The sequence below is a fragment of the Paenirhodobacter enshiensis genome, from assembly GCF_000740785.1.
GTDB classification, from domain to species: domain Bacteria; phylum Pseudomonadota; class Alphaproteobacteria; order Rhodobacterales; family Rhodobacteraceae; genus Rhodobacter; species Rhodobacter enshiensis.
The window spans coordinates 96,642-112,589 of record NZ_JFZB01000007.1 but is presented as its reverse complement, the minus strand read 5'-3'; the positions used below and the strand labels follow the sequence as shown (position 1 = coordinate 112,589).

The window sequence follows — 15,948 nt, the reverse complement described above, 5'->3', positions numbered from 1 at the left end:
AGGCGGGCAAAGTCCCGGACCGGCAAGGGATGGCTCAGCCGCAGCCCGCGCTCAGGGGGGCCCGCGCGCCAGGGGTCTGAGATCCGGGGTCTGAGATCCGGGAGGCTGAGATCCGGGCTCGCCTCCGGACCGCGCATAGTTGCGTGGCCGAACCATTGAAATGGTCGCACCGCCCGCGATAATCGGAAGAAAGCTCGACAATCGCCGGCGGACAGGACGACGGACCTCCCTTCCCCGCCCCCCACAGCCGGCCCGGACCGAAGAATGCGCCGATGAAACTGTCGAGAAAGCGCGTCATGCAGGTCGCCATGCCACTGACCATGTCGACCCTGATGACGCTGTTCATGTCCTACACTCACCTGCCCGAGGGCGAACGGTTCGGGCCGTTCTGGCTGAGCATCTGGAGCATGGCCTGCCCGGTCGCGATCTTGCTGGTGCAGGTCGTGCGCCCCGCCGTCAGCCATGTGATCGAGCGTCTGGCGCAGCGCACCGGCATCGAGCTGATCTGAGCTCCGCCCCCGAACGGGCTTTCGTCGCGCGTCCGGCCCGGTTACAAAACCGCAATCCCGGACCGGAGCCCGCCATGACCGAAACCGCCCCTCCCCAGCACACGCCGTTCGAAGACGCTCAGGGCCTGCTGTTCGGCGGCGCGATGGCGGCCTTCGGCATCGTGATCTTGCAAAGCCTCGGCTTCATCACCGGGCAGATCGCCGGCTTGTCGGTGCTTATCTCCTACATGACGGGATGGGGCTTCGGGCCGGTCTTCTTCGCGCTGAACCTGCCGTTCTACTGGTTCGGCTACAAGCGGATGGGGGCGCGCTTCGTGGTGAAAACCTTCATCGCGGTGCTGCTGCTGTCGGTTCTGGGGCAGGTCTTCCCGCATTACGTCCGCTTCGGAACGCTGAACCCGCTGATCGGGGCGGCGATGTATGGCTTCATCTCGGGGGCGGCGCTGCTGGCGCTGTTCCGGCACGGGGCCTCGCTCGGCGGCGTCGGGATCATGAGCCTCTATCTGCAGGACAAGACCGGCTTCAAGGCGGGCTGGACACAGATGATCTTCGACGCCTGCGTCTTCGTGCTGGCACTGTTCGTGCTGCCGCTTCAGGCGGTCGGCTGGTCCTTTGTCGGCGCGGTGGTGCTGAACATGGTGATCGCGGTCAATCACCGGCGCGATCACTATATCGCGGGCTGAGGGAAACCCTTGCAAGCCGGACATAGCAGACATGCACCAAGTGCGATGGACGGCGGAGCCCGCCGGGAACAGGATATAGGTCATGGACTCTGACCTTCGCCCGGAGAAGCATTATACCCGTTTCGAGGACATGCAGGGATTGCTGCTGGCCTCGATCCAGTCGGCGCTCGGGCTGCATCTGTTGCGCGCGGCCGGGCTGATGACCGGGGGGACGGCGGGGATGGCGCTGCTGATCTCCTACGCCACGGGCTGGGCCTTCGGCGCGGTGTTCTTCGTGATCAACCTGCCGTTCTACTGGTTCGCCTATCGCGCCCGGGGCACGGTGTTCTGCATCAAGAGCCTCGCCTCGGTCACCATGGTGTCGGTGCTCGCCGAGGCGGTGAAGCCGCTCCTTGTGATCGACCATATCAACGCGGCCACCGCGGCGGTGCTGTTCGGGGTTTCGACCGGGGTCGGGCTTCTCGGCCTGTTTCGCCATTCCGGCAGCCTCGGCGGCGTGTCGATCATCGCGCTGATCTTGCAGGACCGCTACGGCTTCAAGGCGGGCTGGACCCAGACGATCCACGATCTCGTGCTGTTCGGGGTGGCGCTGTGGCTGATGCCCCTCGACAAGGTGGCCTGGTCGCTGATGGGGGCGGTGATCCTGAACCTGGTGATTGCCTTCAACCACCGGCGCGACTGGTATATCGTGACCTGAGCCCACCCCCGCCACCACGACACGAAGACGGGGCCTTCCGCCCGAAATCCCGCCCGCTCGTGTGGCCTTAGACCTGTTTTCCGCGGCGCAACCGCATCCGCGCACGGTTCTCTCTGGCAATGATGCAGGTTTTCGACTAGAGCCGGGCCCAAATCCAATAGCAGGCTGACACATGGACATTCGCAATATTGCGATCATCGCACACGTTGACCACGGCAAGACGACGCTGGTCGACAAACTTCTGCAACAGTCGGGCGCCTTCCGCGAGAACCAGGCCGTGGCCGAACGCGCGATGGACAGCAACGACATCGAACGCGAGCGTGGCATCACGATTCTCGCGAAGTGCACCTCCGTCGAGTGGAAGGGCACCCGCATCAACATCGTCGACACCCCCGGACACGCCGACTTCGGCGGCGAGGTGGAGCGCATCCTGTCGATGGTCGACGGCGTTTGCCTGCTGGTCGACGCGGCCGAAGGCCCGATGCCGCAGACGAAATTCGTGACCTCGAAGGCGCTCGCGCTCGGGCTGAAGCCGATCGTGGTGCTCAACAAGGTCGACAAGCCCGCCGCGGATCCGGAAAAGGCGCTGAACGAGGTGTTCGACCTGTTCGCCAACCTCGGCGCGACGGATGAACAGCTCGATTTCCCCTATGTCTATGCCTCGGGCATCGGCGGTTGGGCCGACAACGAGCTCGACGGTCCGCGCAAGGATCTGTCGGCGCTGTTCGACCTGATCGTGAAGCACGTCAAGGAACCGAAGCAGATCCAGCGCCGCAACGAGCCGTTCCAGATGCTGGCGACGACGCTCGGTTCGGACCCGTTCCTCGGCCGCATCCTGACCGGCCGCGTCGAGGCCGGCAGTCTCAAGGTCGGCGATACGCTCAAGGCGCTGTCGCGCGACGGCGAGCGCATCGAGCAGTTCCGCTGCACCAAGATCATGGCATTCCGCGGCCTCGGCCAGCAGCCGATCGACGAGGCGGATTCTGGCGATATCGTTTCGATCGCCGGCATGACCAAGGCGACCGTGGCCGACACGCTGTGCGCGCTCGAAGTCGACACCGCGATCCCGGCCCAGCCGATCGACCCGCCGACGATCTCGGTCACCTTCGGCATCAATGACAGCCCGCTCGCCGGCAAGGACGGCACCAAGGTGCAGTCGCGTGTGATCCGTGACCGTCTGATGCGCGAAGCCGAGACCAACGTCGCGATCAAGGTCGAGGATACCCCCGGCGGCGAGGCGTTCATCGTCTCGGGCCGTGGCGAACTCCAGATGGGCGTTCTGATCGAAAACATGCGCCGCGAAGGGTTCGAGCTGTCGATCTCGCGTCCGCGCGTGATCTTCCACGAGGAGAACGGCGAGAAGCTGGAACCGATCGAGGAAGTGATCGTCGACGTCGATGACGAATACTCGGGCGTGGTGATCGAGAAGCTGACCGGCAACCGCAAGGGTGAGCTGGTCGAGATGGGTCCAGCCGGTCACGGCAAGACCCGGATCCGCGCGCTGGTTCCCTCGCGCGGGCTGATCGGCTACCAGGGCGAGTTCATGACCGACACGCGCGGCAACGGCGTGCTGAACCGCATCTTCCACAGCTGGGCTCCGTACAAGGGCGCGATCACCGGCCGCCGTCAGGGCGTGCTGATCTCGACCGAGAACGGCGCGGCCGTCGCTTTCGGCCTCTGGGGTCTGGAAGATCGCGGCAAGCTGTTCATCGGCCCGCAGGAAATGTGCTACGTCGGCATGATCATCGGCGAGCATTCGCGCGAGAACGACCTCGACGTGAACCCGATCCGCGGCAAGAAGCTGACCAACATGCGCGCCTCGGGCTCGGATGAAGCGGTGCGCCTGACGCCGCCCACGCGGATGAGCCTCGAAGAGTCGATCGCCTATATCAACGACGACGAGCTGGTCGAGGTGACCCCGAAGGCGATCCGCCTGCGCAAGCGCTACCTCGATCCGAACGATCGCAAGCGCGCGATGCGTGCCTCGCAGGACTGACCGGCGGACCGCATCCGATTGACAAAAAAGAGAGGGGGCTCTGCCCCCTCTTTGCCTTTCAGGCAAATTCACCCCCGGGATATTTGGGGCGAATCGAAAGCCCCTTTCGGCTTTCCCCAAATATCCCGGGGGAGTCTCCGAAGGAGACGGGGGCAGAGCCCCCTCCCCGTTCCCCGCAGGGATGCGCTCTCAGCGCGAGCGGTACAGCGACCCCAGAATACCACGAACGATGGCGCTTCCCGCCTGGCTGCCGACCTGGCGCGCGATGCTCTTTCCGAAGGTTTCGAGGATCGTGTCGGACGTGCCGCGCCGCGTGCTGACCGAACGGCTTCCGGCACTCGGGACCGAGGTCGGACGCGAGCTGCCGATGCGGCGGGCCTTGTTGAAACTCTCGGCCGGGGGGGCGTCCTCAGGCTCCTGTGCTTCTGCCCCCTGAGCCCCGGCTGAAGCGCCAGCCTTGCGCGTCAGGATCTCATAAGCCGACTCGCGATCGACAGCCGTGTCGTATTTCGCGCCATAGGGCGAGGCCGCAATGACAGCACGGCGTTCCTCGGTCGTCAGAGGCCCGAGACGCGATTGCGGCGGACGGACCAGCGTGCGCTCGACCATGCCCGGCACGCCCTTCGCCTCGAGGAACGAGGTCACCGCCTCGCCGGTGCCGACCTCCTTGATCGCGGTTTCAGTGTCGAAGCGCGGGTTCGGGCGGTAATTCTCGGCGGCACGTTTCAGATCCTTCTGATCCTTCGCGGTGAAGGCACGCAGAGCGTGTTGCACCCGGTTGCCGAGCTGGCCGAGAATGTCATCGGGCACGTCGCCCGGGTTCTGCGTCACGAAATAGATCCCGACGCCCTTCGAGCGGATCAGCCGCGCCACCTGCTCGACCTTGTCGACCAGGGCCTTCGGGGCGTCGTCGAACAGCAGATGGGCCTCGTCGAAGAAGAACACCAGCCGAGGCCGGTCCGGATCGCCGACCTCGGGCAGTTCCTCGAACAGCTCGGACATCAGCCACAGCAGAAGCGTCGCGTAAAGCCTGGGCGAGGCCATCAGCTTGTCCGCGGCAAGGATGTTGATCCGCCCCCGGCCATCGGGTGTCGGCGCCATCATGTCGGCGAGTTCCAGCGCCGGTTCGCCGAAGAACTGCGCCGCGCCCTGATTTTCCAGCACCAGCAGCTGGCGCTGGATCGAGCCCACCGATTGCGGCGCGATATTGCCGTAGCGCAGCGACAGCTCCGAGGCGCGCTCGCCGACATGGGCGAGCATGGCGCGCAGATCCGCCAGATCGAGAAGCGCCAGCCCCTCGCTGTCGGCGAGGCTGAAGGCGACGTTCAGCACGCCCTCCTGCGCCTCGCTCAGCCCCAGAAGCCGGGCGAGCAGCAGCGGCCCCATCTCGGAGACCGTCGCGCGCACCGGATGCCCCTGCGTGCCGAACACGTCCCAGAAGGTGACCGGGAATCCCCGGTAGGACAGGTCGTAGCCGATGGTGGCGGAGCGGGCCTCGAACGCCGCCTGGGTCTTCGCCGTGGCGCTGCCGGCCATCGCCATGCCGGCGAGATCGCCCTTCACGTCGGCCATGAACACCGGCACGCCCGCAGCAGAGAACCCCTCGGCCAGCACCTGCAAGGTCACGGTCTTGCCGGTGCCGGTGGCACCCGCGATCAGCCCGTGGCGGTTGCCGTATTTGAGAAGCAGCTCCTGCGCGGTCGCATAGCCCTCGCCGCCACCGCCCACGAAGATCCCGGTTTCGCTCAAAGCCCCTGTCATCGTGTTGCCCGATCCTGTTTATCCGCGGCTCTGGCGCCCGCGCGCGCCATGGCACGATACAAAGACCCGAGACGGAACCGCAAGGGCGCCACCACAACGCTTTGTTAACCGCGGACTGGCAATGTGGTCCTGTCCGTCGGGATCTCTGCCCCGGCGGTGTGCTTCCTCCCTGTCGAACTGTGGCCGCGCCTAAAAAAGGTGCGGCCTTTTTCAGATGCCGCGCGCCCGCACGCCGGAAGGCGGAATCCCCGTTGACACCCCGGCAAACCCCGAATTACCGTCACATTAATTACAAAGTCGGCCAGTCCGGCAGGGGGTAGACGGAAAGGGTTCCCGCGAGGGAGCCCTTTTCCGCTTTTCGGACCTCAGACAGATCTCGCGCCTCCCGGATCACGCAACCGTGGCCTCCGACGTCGGGTCCCGGACCGCTTCGGGCAGCCTTTGGCGCTGACAGCACGCCCCCGGCATGGTAAAGCCACGACTGATCCACGATCACGATCGGAAGGCATGATGAACGAGTTTACGAAAGCCCTCGCCGCGGCACTGACCCTCGGCGTTTCGGCGACCTCCGCCTTTGCTCAGGATGCGACGGCCCCCGCGACCGCTACGCCGGCCCCGGCCGCCGAGGCCCCGGCCGCAGCAGCCACCGACACCCCGGCCCCGGCGGCCCCGCTTGCCGCTGCTCCGCAGGCCCCCGCACCGGACGCCGCCGGAACCAGCTACATGAGCCAGAGCTATGGCGACTGGCAGATGCAGTGCATCCGCACCAAAGCCGGCGAAAAATCCGACACCGATCCGTGCCAGATGTATCAGCTGCTGAAGGACGAGAAGGGCAATCCCGTCGCCGATATCACGATGATCGCGCTGCCGCCGGGCGGCAAGGCCGTGGCCGGTGCGACGGTGATGGCGCCGCTCGAGACGCTGCTGACGCAGAACGTGGTGCTCAAGGTCGATAACAACGACCCGAAGATGTATCCGTTCACCTTCTGCGCGCCGGTGGGCTGCGTCGCCCGCGTCGGGCTGACCGCCGAAGAGCTGGCGACGTTCAAGAAGGGCAGCGCGGTCGCGGTGACCGTGGTGCCGATGGCGCGCCCGAACCAGCCGGTGACGGTGAACATCTCGCTCAAGGGATTCACCAACGCCTTCGAAGCGGCGACCAAGAACGCCGCCGCGGTTGCCGCCGCGCACCCCGCGCCGGCCGCTGCGCCTTCGGTCGGCACGCCTGCACCGAAGAAGTAATCCCCGGGGTCCTGCCCGGACGAAGCGAGAAGCGCCGCCCCCCTCCGGGGCGGCGCTTCCATTTTCGACCGGCGCCGCCTCAGACCCGGCCCAGCACCAGAACCGCGTTCAGCCCGCCGAAGGCGAAGGCATTCGACATGACGGTCGTCACTTGCGCCTCGCGGGCCGTGTTCGGCACGACGTCGAGCGGGCAATCGGGATCGGGCGCCGTGAACCCGACGGTCGGCGCGATCACGCCCTGACGCAGCGCCATCAGACAGGCGAGCAGCTCGATCGCGCCGGTCGCACCGATGCAATGACCGTGCATCGCCTTGGTCGAGGAGACAGGCACCTGCCCGGCCCGCGCCCCGAACACCGCATGAATCGCCGCGGCCTCGGTGCGATCGTTCGCCGTGGTGCCGGTGCCGTGGGCGTTGATATAGCCCACCGCATCAGGAGAAACCCCGGCATCGGCGAGCGCCATCCGCATCGTGCGCGCAGCGCCTTCAACCGAGGGCATGACGATGTCGCCAGCGTCCGAGGTCATGGCGAACCCCTTGATCTCTGCCAAAATCTCGGCGCCACGGGCCTGTGCCGCCTCGAGCGTTTCCAGCACGAAGACCGCCGCCCCCTCCCCCTGCACCATGCCGTTGCGGCCGAGGCTGAACGGCCGGCAGCCATCGGGCGACATCACCCGCAGCCCCTCCCAGGCCTTCATGCCACCGAAGTTGAGCATCGATTCCGCCCCGCCCGCCAGCATCCCGTCTGCCATGCCGGCGCGGATCATCTGCACCGCCAGCCCGATGGCGTGGTTGGAGCTGGAACACGCCGTCGCGACCGAGAAAGTCGGCCCCATCAGCCCCCACAGGATCGACAGATGCGAGGCGGCGGCATTGTTCATCAGCCGCGGCACGGTGAACGGGTGAACGCGGTTCTTGCCCTCGGCGAAAACCGCGCGGAAGGCGTCGTTGACGGTGCCGTTGCCGCCGCCCGCGGTGCCGATCACCGCGCCCCAGCGGGTCGGATCGCCGGGCACGGCGTCAAGGCCGGCCTGGGCCATCGCCTCGCGCCCCGCGACAAGGGCGAACTGGGTAAAACGGTCGTAAAGCGAGAGCCGTGCGCCATCGAACAGATCCCCGGGCACCCAGCCCCTGACCTGCGCGCCGATGCGCATCGAAAGCCGTTCAACATCGGGGAAGTCGAGCGCGCCGATGGCCGAACGCCCCTCGGCCATCGCGTCCACGGTCGCGGCCACGTCGCGACCGAGCGCATTGACCGTGCCGGCGCCGGTGATGACCACCCGGCGGGGGGAAGACCCGGCCATCTCAGGCTACCGCCGGGGTGCCCTGCTCGGAAATCAGCTCTTCCACCGCGGCGACGATGGAGCCGACCGAGGACAGGTCGAACCGGGTCTCGCCCGGCTCGTTGGCGTTGAAGGGAACCGAGATGCCGAAGGTCTCCTCGATGGAGAAGATCATCTCGACCAGCCCCAGACTGTCGAGCCCGATATCCTCGAGCGTCATGTCCGGACGAACCTGCGCGGGTTCGAGAACCGCCTCGCGCGCGATGATTTCAATGATCTGGTCCTGCACCTCTGGCCTCATGGATCGGTTACGACTTGCCCCCCTTTTCGGTCAGCTTTGCAACAGTTTCGCGAAGTTCGGCCACCTGGGCAAACAATCTCGTCAGACGGCGGATATTTTTCCACGCGGTGACGTGGTTCTCCATCTTGATCGCGGGATAACCGAGCAGCACGCTGCCCGCCGGTGCGTTGGTGAAGATCTTGGTAGCGCCGCCCGCGATCACGTCGTCGCCGATGAAGATGTTGTCGTTCACGCCGACCTGACCGGCGAGCGTCACCCGGTTGCCGATGCGGGTCGACCCCGCGACGCCGACCTGCGAACAGAACAGGCAATCCTCGCCGACCTGCACATTGTGCCCGATCATCACCAGATTGTCGATCTTCGTACCAGAACCCACACGCGTCGCGCGCACCGTGCCGCGGTCGATGGTCGCGTTGGCACCGAGTTCGACATCGTTGCCGATCTCGACCGTGCCGAGGGAATGGATGCGCGTCCAGTGCTGTTCGCGGATCGCCTCGCGATGGCCGAGGGTTTCGCGGATTTCCTCGATGCCGGATTTCTCGGGGGTGACGAAGGAAAAGCCGTCGCCACCGACCGAGGCGCCCGGATTTGCGATGAAGCGGTCGCCGATGACGACGCGCGCGCCGATGCGCACGCCGTTCATGATCAGCGCGTCAGATCCGATCCGCGCGCCCTCCATGATCGACACATGCGAGGCGATCCGCGCATTCGGCCCGATCTTCGCGCCCTTGCCGATGTAGACGAAAGGCCCGATGGCGGCATTCGCGCCGATCTCGGCCGAAGGGTCGATGACGGCGGACGGATGGATGCCCGGCGCGATGTCGGGGCCCGGATCGAAAGCGCGCGACAGGCCCGCCATCGCAAGGCGCGGACGCTCGACGAATATCGCGGCTTTCAGACCGAGCGCCTTCCAGTCCGCGCCCTCGTGCAGCAGCGCCGCCTGCGCATGGCCCTGAGAGATGCTCTCGACGTATTTCGGCGCCATGGCGAGCGCGAGGTCGCGCGGGCCGGCGGCGGCGGGCTCGGCGGCCGCGTCGATCGGCAGGCTCAGATCCCCTTCTGCCCGCGCGGCCAATGCCTTCGCGATGGTTTCGACGGTATGTGCCATGATCTGCTCCCGGGTCCAGGGCGCGGTGCGCGCGCTCTCCCCGATCTAGTTCGTCGGCGGCAGCAGTTCCACCCCCGCTTGCGCCAGAGCGTCATAAAGCGCCGCATCGCGGCCATAGATGTCGTCGCGATACTGGATCCGGCCGCGCGCCGATGGCCAGGCGGTGAAATAGACCAGATGCACCGGGATCGGATCGGCGAGCTTGAGCGTCTTCTCCTGCCCGGTTTCGAGGATCGACTGGAAGAAACCGACCGGATCGTCGGTCTGCGGCGCGAGCAGCTGATAGGCCAGATCGAAGGGCTGACCGATGCGGATGCAGCCATGGCTGAAGGCGCGCACCGGGCGGTTGAACAGCGATTTCGAGGGTGTGTCGTGCAGGTAGATGTTCCACTTGTTCGGGAACAGGAATTTCACCGCACCGAGGGCGTTGTCCTCGGACGGGTCCTGACGCATCCGGTAGGGGAAAGTATCCGCGGTGTAGGCGCCGAAGTCGATGGCATCGCGCGACATCACGTTGCCCTGCTTGTCGACGATCTGGATCTGTGCCGCCGCGTAGGGGTCTCGCTGCATCTTCGGCAGGTATTCCTTCACGGTGATCGAACGCGGGATGTGCCAGCTCGGGTTGATCACCAGAAACTGCATCCTGTCGGAGAATTCGGGCGTGCGCCGGTCCGGATCGGCCTGACCGACGACGGTGGTGGTGTCGAAGACCTGCTCGCCATTGTCGAAGATGCGGGCGTGGAAGTCGGGAATGTTCACCCAGATGTAGCGCTCGCCAAGGGGGGTATGGTTCATCCAGCGCAGCCGCTCCATCGCGACGACGACCGATTTCAGGCGTTGCTCGGGCGGGGTGTTGATCTCGGCCAGCGTGGTCTTGCCGACGATGCCGTCGGGGATCTCGCCAAGGTCGATCTGGAAGGCGCGGACGGCCTGGCGCAGAGGCTCGTCGTATTTCGCGCCGCTGTCATGGCCCGGATAATAGCCCATCGCCCGCATCCGGTGACGCAGCGCGACGATGGCCGGCCCCGAATCGCCCGGATGCAGCGTCGCAGTGCCGGGCACCGGCGCGCCCCATCCGCCCGCCGCGATCTGCTGACCGAGATCGAAGCGCGCACGCAGAAGCTGCGCATATTCGGGCGCCTGCGGGGCCAGCGCATGGAGGTAGCCGTCCGGATCCTGCGCCCGCGCGAAACCCGCCAGCAGCGATTGCCGGTCCGGGCGGTGCAGATCGCGCACGATGGTCGGGTCGATCTTCGCCGGATCGAGAATGCCGCTCGACACATCCTGCGCATAATCGAGGAAGGTGCGCGACATCTTCGCCTCGAGCAGGCCGCGTTCGCGCTCCGAGCGGATGGTGGCGAAGGCCGCGCGCAGGCCGGCCGCGTCGTAGCCCACCCCCGGCAGCGCCTGAACGGCGGCAGAATCGAGCGCGGCGAAGAAGGCGGCACGACGCCCGGCATCGGCGGCGCTGGTCCAGATCGGTGCCCCGCCCCGGGCGGCATAGACGGCGCGCAACGCGCTGTCGCCGCCGATCGCCTCGGCAAGGGCCGAATCATAGCTGCCGAGCCGGTCGGCCGCGACCGGGGCCGCCGCGGGGGCCGCGGTCTGCGCCAGGGCCGCCCCGATGTCGTGCCCCATGCCGGACACGGTCAGCCCGAGCCCGGCCGCCAGCACCCGCAGACCCGCCGCGCGGTATTTATCGTTCATCGCTGCCCGCCTTTGATCCAGTGGCGCGAAAATCGCCAGTTTTCCGGCCTTTGTCCAGCACGAGACCCCGCAACGGGCGTCCCGGAGCAGCCCTGCCCCGGGACCTCGCGCGGAAGTGAAACCGCTTGCAGACCCGGACGGGATACCGGCCCGCTCAGGCCCGCCCCCGGAACCGGCGGCTTGGCCGATTTCCGCGCATCTCACGTCATGCTTCGCATCGAATGTTTGACGCATGGAAAATCCCTGTGTCATAGTTTCGGCAAGATCGGGACGCGGGTTCACCGCGTTACCGGCAGAATTCCTCCAAGCCGCATCGAAGACGGCGCTCTCGACTCAGGACAGGCGAACTGACATGACAAATTGCACTGTTTCCCGCCGCGGGCTTCTGGCTGCCTTCGCAGCCACCGCCGTCACCGCTGCGCCGACAGCCTCGAATGCCTTCAGCTTCCTGCGCGGCGCCGGCGATATCCGGCGCATCAGCATGTATTCGGGCCGCACCGGCGAAAAGCTGGACACCGTTTACTGGATCGAGGGGCAGTACATCCCCGAAGCGCTGAAGGAAATCAATTTCTTCATGCGCGACTGGCGGACGGACCAGATCGTGAAGATCGACCCGCGCACCATCGACATCGCCGCCGCCTCGCACCGGCTGATGGATACAGACGAACCTTACATGATGCTGTCGGGCTATCGCTCGCCTGCGACAAACGCGATGCTGCGGGCGCGCTCGCACGGGGTGGCGCGGAACTCGCTGCACATGAAGGGGATGGCGGCGGATCTGCGGATGCGCTCGCGTTCCGTAACTCAGATCTATTCGGCGGCCATGTCGTGCAACGCGGGCGGTGTCGGGCGCTACTACGGCTCGAACTTCGTCCACATGGATTGCGGCGACATCCGCACCTGGCAGGGCTGAGCCCCTCCCGACAGCCCCGCACGGAAACACGCCGCCCGGTCCCGCCGGAGCGGCGTTTCCCTTTGCCCCTCCTGCCCGGCCCGCGGTTCAAAGCGAAACGGCGCCCCGCAAGGCGCCGTTTCCATGTCAGATATGGGGTGGAATCACTCGATCGTCGCTTTGACGATATAATCCGGATCCTTGACCAGCCCGTTGAGCGAGCCATCGCCCTTCTTGATCTTGTCGACGACATCCATCCCCGAGATCACATGCCCGATCACCGTATACTGGCCATCGAGATGCGGCGCCGGGGCGAACATGATGAAGAACTGCGAATTCGCCGAATCGGGGCTGGCAGAGCGCGCCATGCCCACCGTGCCGCGTTCGAACGGCAGATCGGAGAACTCGGCCTTCAGGTCGGGATACTTCGAACCGCCCATGCCGGCCGTGGTGACATCGCCCCCCCGCTTGCCGAACTGCACGTCGCCCGTCTGCGCCATGAACCCGTCGATGACGCGGTGGAAGATCACGTTGTCATAATCGTGGTCCTGCGTCAGCTTGACGATGCGCTCGACATGGTTCGGCGCAGCCTGCGGCAACAGGTCGATCACGATCTTGCCCTTGACCGAGCCCCACACCTGCAGAACCAGGTTCGGCCCCGGCCCGTCGCCTGCGGGCATCTGCTCGGCCGCGGCGGGCGTCAGCGTGCCGGCGGCCAGGCAGACCGCCAGAGCCGAAAGCCACTTACGCATCGGCCGCCACCTTGACCGAGATCATCCGGTCCGGGTTCGCCGGCGGCTCGCCGCGCTGGATCTTGTCGACGAATTCCATCCCCGAGATCACCCGGCCGTAAACGGTATACTGCCCGTTCAGGAAATGGTTGTCCTTGAAATTGATGAAGAACTGCGAGTTCGCCGAGTTCGGATTCATCGACCGCGCGGCACCCAGCGTGCCCCGGTCATGCGGCAGCTTCGAGAATTCGGCCGGAAGATCGGGGTAGGACGAACCGCCCGTGCCGGCGCGGCGCGGATCCCAGCCCTTTTCCATGTTGGCGTTCTCGACATCGCCGGTCTGCGCCATGAAACCGTCGATGACGCGGTGGAAGGCAACATTGTCATAGGCGCCATCGCGCGCAAGCTGCTTCATCCGCTCGGCGTGCTGCGGCGCGACGTCCTTCAGCAGCTCGATGACGACGGGGCCGTCCTTCAGCTCGATGATGATGGTGTTTTCCGGGTCTTTGATCTCGGCCATATCGGTCTCCTCGATGATGCGCGGACTTTAGGCAACGCCCGCGACAGAGGAAAGACGAAACCGGCGCGCCCGGCGTTGACGATGCGCGCGCGGCGGGGCAAGTTTGCGTGAACTGCGCGTGTTCTGCGAAGGGCCGCGCAAGCCCAAGCCCGGGAGGAACGAATGGCCTGGAAAACGCTCGACGACATCGACCTGAAGGACAAGGTCGTCCTCGTCCGCGTCGATATCAACGTGCCGGTGGAAAACGGTGTCGTGACCGACGCGACCCGGATCGAGAAGATCGTGCCGACCGTCACCGACATCATCGCCAAGGGCGGCAAGCCCGTTCTGCTGGCGCATTTCGGCCGCCCGAAGGGGCAGGTCGTCCCCTCGATGAGCCTGAAGCCGCTGGTTCCGGTGCTTGAAAAGGCGCTCGGCGTGCCGGTGCTGTTCGCCGAGGATTGCATCGGCGGCCCGGCGAAACGCGCGGTCGCGGCCCTCGAGCCCGGTCAGGTGCTGCTTCTGGAAAACACCCGCTTCCACGAGGGCGAGGAAAAGAACGACCCCGAGCTTGCGGCCTCGATGGCGGCGCTCGGACAGGTCTACGTGAACGACGCGTTTTCCGCCGCGCACCGGGCCCATGCCTCGACCGAGGGAATCGCCCATATCCTGCCCTCGGCCGCCGGCCGGCTGATGGAGGCCGAGCTGAAGGCCCTCGAATCGGCGCTCGGCAACCCGGCGCATCCGGTGGTGGCGGTAGTCGGCGGCGCCAAGGTGTCGACGAAGCTCGATCTGCTGGTGAACCTGGTAGCGAAGGTTGACCATCTGGTGATCGGCGGCGGTATGGCGAACACCTTCCTCGTGGCCGATGACATCGACGTGGGCCAGTCGCTGGCCGAACGCGACATGGCCGCGACCGCGAAGGAGATCATGGAAAAGGCCGTGGCGGGGGGCTGCACCATCCACCTGCCCAAGGATGTGGTCGTCGCGCGCGAATTCCGCGCAGGCGCCGATTGCGAGGTCGTGGCGAATGACGCCTGCCCGTCGGACGCGATGATTCTGGACGCGGGCCCGAAGAGCGTCGAGGAGATCTGCGCCGTCTTCGAGGCCTGCCGCACGCTGATCTGGAACGGCCCGCTCGGCGCCTTCGAGATGGTGCCGTTCGACGCCGCGACCGTCGCCTGCGCCGAAAAGGCGGCAGAGCTGACCCGCGCGGGCAAGCTCATCTCGGTCGCCGGTGGCGGCGACACGGTGGCCGCGCTGAACAAGGCGGGCGTGGCCGGCGATTTCAGCTATATCTCGACCGCGGGCGGCGCCTTCCTCGAATGGATGGAAGGCAAGGAACTGCCCGGCGTCAAGGCGCTGATGTAATGCAACAAGGCGGCCTTCGGGCCGCCTTTCGCTTGTCCCGCGGCCGTTAGCGTTCTCACGATTGCACGCAGGCACGGCGCGCGTTATCCGAAACCCCGACGGCCGCAACCCCGCGCGCCCATTCATTTCCCGGAGGAGCACCATGCCCAATCCGCAGCAGGTCGAGAAAATCCGCAAGGGCGACGGCTTCATCGCCGCGCTGGACCAGTCCGGCGGCTCGACGCCGAAGGCGCTGAAACTTTATGGCGTCTCGGAAAGCGAGTATTCGAACGAGACCGAGATGTTCGACATGATCCACGCGATGCGCTCGCGGATCATCAAGGCGCCGTCGTTCGGCAAGGGCAAGATTGTCGGCGCGATCCTGTTCGAGCAGACCATGGACCGCAGCATCGACGGCCTGCCGACCGCCACCTATCTGTGGGAAAAGGTCGGCGTCGTGCCGTTCCTGAAGATCGACAAGGGCCTCGCCGCCGAAGAGAACGGCGTGCAGATGATGAAGCCGATCCCGGGCCTCGATGCGCTTCTCGACCGCGCCGCCAAGGCCGGCATCTTCGGCACCAAGGAGCGTTCGGTGATCTCGGCCGCCAATCCGGCTGCAATCAAGGCCGTCGTCGCGCAGCAGTTCGAGCTGGGCAAGACTGTGCTGTCGCATGGCCTCGTGCCGATCATCGAGCCGGAAGTCACCATCACCATCGCCGACAAGGCCGAGGCCGAGGCGATCCTGCGCGATGAGATCCTGGCGCTTCTCGACACCATCCCGGCTGGCGAGCAGGTCATGCTGAAGCTGTCGCTGCCGACGGTGCCGAACTTCTACAAGCCGCTCGTCGACCATCCGAAGGTTCTGAAGGTCGTGGCGCTGTCGGGCGGCTATCCGCGCGACGAGGCGAACGCGATGCTGGCGAAGAACACCGGCATGATCGCCTCGTTCTCGCGCGCGCTGACCGAGGGGCTCTCGGCCAAGCAGAGCGACGCGGAATTCGATGCGATGCTGGGGGCTGCGATCGACTCGATCCACGCCGCTTCGGTCGCCGGCTGATCCGGTTCGCCCGAAACTGCGGCAAGGGGGCCTTCGGGCCCCCTTTTCGTATCCGCCCCCTCGCCGGGGCATTCCCAAGCCGGCCGGGCTGTGGCACACTCATCCCAAACGCCCGGCAGAGGCGGAACGTCGAGGC

The 15,948-nt window shown here is 66.1% G+C and carries 15 protein-coding genes; 8 read left to right on the top strand and 7 right to left on the bottom strand.

Annotation, left to right across the window (positions count from 1 at the left end; all coding sequences use genetic code 11):
• The first annotated feature begins 272 nt into the window (after positions 1–272).
• The 4 genes from CG50_RS05665 to typA all read left to right on the top strand — a co-directional run bounded on the left by CG50_RS05665 (position 273) and on the right by typA (position 3,885).
• Positions 273–509 (top strand): DUF2798 domain-containing protein, encoded by a 237-nt coding sequence (locus CG50_RS05665; RefSeq protein ID WP_036636144.1) that lies wholly within the window; start codon positions 273–275, stop codon positions 507–509.
• A gap of 74 nt (positions 510–583) precedes the next feature.
• Positions 584–1,192: a YitT family protein gene (locus tag CG50_RS05660; RefSeq protein WP_036636143.1), complete on the top strand. Its 609-nt coding sequence runs from the start codon at positions 584–586 to the stop codon at positions 1,190–1,192.
• Between the two features lie 82 nt (positions 1,193–1,274).
• Positions 1,275–1,889, top strand: coding sequence for a YitT family protein (locus CG50_RS05655; protein WP_036636142.1), 615 nt, complete (start codon positions 1,275–1,277; stop codon positions 1,887–1,889).
• Positions 1,890–2,061: 172 nt separating this feature from the next.
• Positions 2,062–3,885: a translational GTPase TypA gene (gene typA / locus CG50_RS05650; RefSeq protein WP_036636141.1), complete on the top strand. Its 1,824-nt coding sequence runs from the start codon at positions 2,062–2,064 to the stop codon at positions 3,883–3,885.
• Between the two features lie 189 nt (positions 3,886–4,074).
• Here typA and CG50_RS05645 read toward each other — a convergent pair whose 3' ends face one another.
• The gene (locus tag CG50_RS05645; protein ID WP_036636139.1) at positions 4,075–5,646 is read right to left on the bottom strand and encodes a helicase HerA-like domain-containing protein; all 1,572 of its coding nucleotides are present in this window, start codon (positions 5,644–5,646) and stop codon (positions 4,075–4,077) included.
• 510 nt (positions 5,647–6,156) lie between these two features.
• Between CG50_RS05645 and CG50_RS05640 the strand changes: the two genes are divergently transcribed.
• Positions 6,157–6,885, top strand: coding sequence for an invasion associated locus B family protein (locus CG50_RS05640; protein ID WP_245615609.1), 729 nt, complete (start codon positions 6,157–6,159; stop codon positions 6,883–6,885).
• Positions 6,886–6,964: 79 nt separating this feature from the next.
• Here CG50_RS05640 and CG50_RS05635 read toward each other — a convergent pair whose 3' ends face one another.
• The 4 genes from CG50_RS05635 to CG50_RS05620 are packed head-to-tail and all read right to left on the bottom strand — an operon-like array spanning position 6,965 to position 11,283.
• On the bottom strand, positions 6,965–8,188 hold the full coding sequence (locus tag CG50_RS05635; protein WP_036636137.1) for a beta-ketoacyl-[acyl-carrier-protein] synthase family protein: 1,224 nt from the start codon (positions 8,186–8,188) through the stop codon (positions 6,965–6,967).
• Between the two features lies 1 nt (position 8,189).
• Positions 8,190–8,468, bottom strand: coding sequence for an acyl carrier protein (locus CG50_RS05630; protein WP_036636135.1), 279 nt, complete (start codon positions 8,466–8,468; stop codon positions 8,190–8,192).
• A 7-nt stretch (positions 8,469–8,475) separates the two neighbouring features.
• Complete coding sequence (locus CG50_RS05625) at positions 8,476–9,576, bottom strand: UDP-3-O-(3-hydroxymyristoyl)glucosamine N-acyltransferase (RefSeq protein ID WP_036636133.1); 1,101 nt, start codon at positions 9,574–9,576, stop codon at positions 8,476–8,478.
• A gap of 45 nt (positions 9,577–9,621) precedes the next feature.
• The gene (locus CG50_RS05620) at positions 9,622–11,283 is read right to left on the bottom strand and encodes a L,D-transpeptidase family protein (protein WP_036636131.1); all 1,662 of its coding nucleotides are present in this window, start codon (positions 11,281–11,283) and stop codon (positions 9,622–9,624) included.
• A 352-nt stretch (positions 11,284–11,635) separates the two neighbouring features.
• Here CG50_RS05620 and CG50_RS05615 point away from each other — a divergent pair, with 352 nt between their 5' ends.
• Positions 11,636–12,196 carry a YcbK family protein gene (locus tag CG50_RS05615; RefSeq protein ID WP_036636130.1) on the top strand — a complete coding sequence of 187 codons (561 nt, stop codon included), beginning with the start codon at positions 11,636–11,638 and terminating at the stop codon, positions 12,194–12,196.
• A gap of 143 nt (positions 12,197–12,339) precedes the next feature.
• Here CG50_RS05615 and CG50_RS05610 read toward each other — a convergent pair whose 3' ends face one another.
• Together CG50_RS05610 and CG50_RS05605 are read right to left on the bottom strand one after the other, a co-directional pair.
• Positions 12,340–12,927 (bottom strand): peptidylprolyl isomerase, encoded by a 588-nt coding sequence (locus tag CG50_RS05610; protein WP_036636128.1) that lies wholly within the window; start codon positions 12,925–12,927, stop codon positions 12,340–12,342.
• A complete protein-coding gene (locus CG50_RS05605; protein ID WP_036636126.1) occupies positions 12,920–13,426 on the bottom strand; it encodes a peptidylprolyl isomerase in 507 nt (168 codons plus the stop codon). The genes CG50_RS05610 and CG50_RS05605 overlap by 8 nt, the downstream gene beginning before the upstream one ends.
• Positions 13,427–13,588: 162 nt before the next feature.
• Between CG50_RS05605 and CG50_RS05600 the strand changes: the two genes are divergently transcribed.
• Both CG50_RS05600 and CG50_RS05595 read left to right on the top strand, forming a co-directional pair.
• Complete coding sequence (locus CG50_RS05600) at positions 13,589–14,776, top strand: phosphoglycerate kinase (RefSeq protein WP_036636125.1); 1,188 nt, start codon at positions 13,589–13,591, stop codon at positions 14,774–14,776.
• 142 nt (positions 14,777–14,918) lie between these two features.
• On the top strand, positions 14,919–15,812 hold the full coding sequence (locus CG50_RS05595; RefSeq protein WP_036636123.1) for a fructose bisphosphate aldolase: 894 nt from the start codon (positions 14,919–14,921) through the stop codon (positions 15,810–15,812).
• Positions 15,813–15,948: the final 136 nt, after the last annotated feature.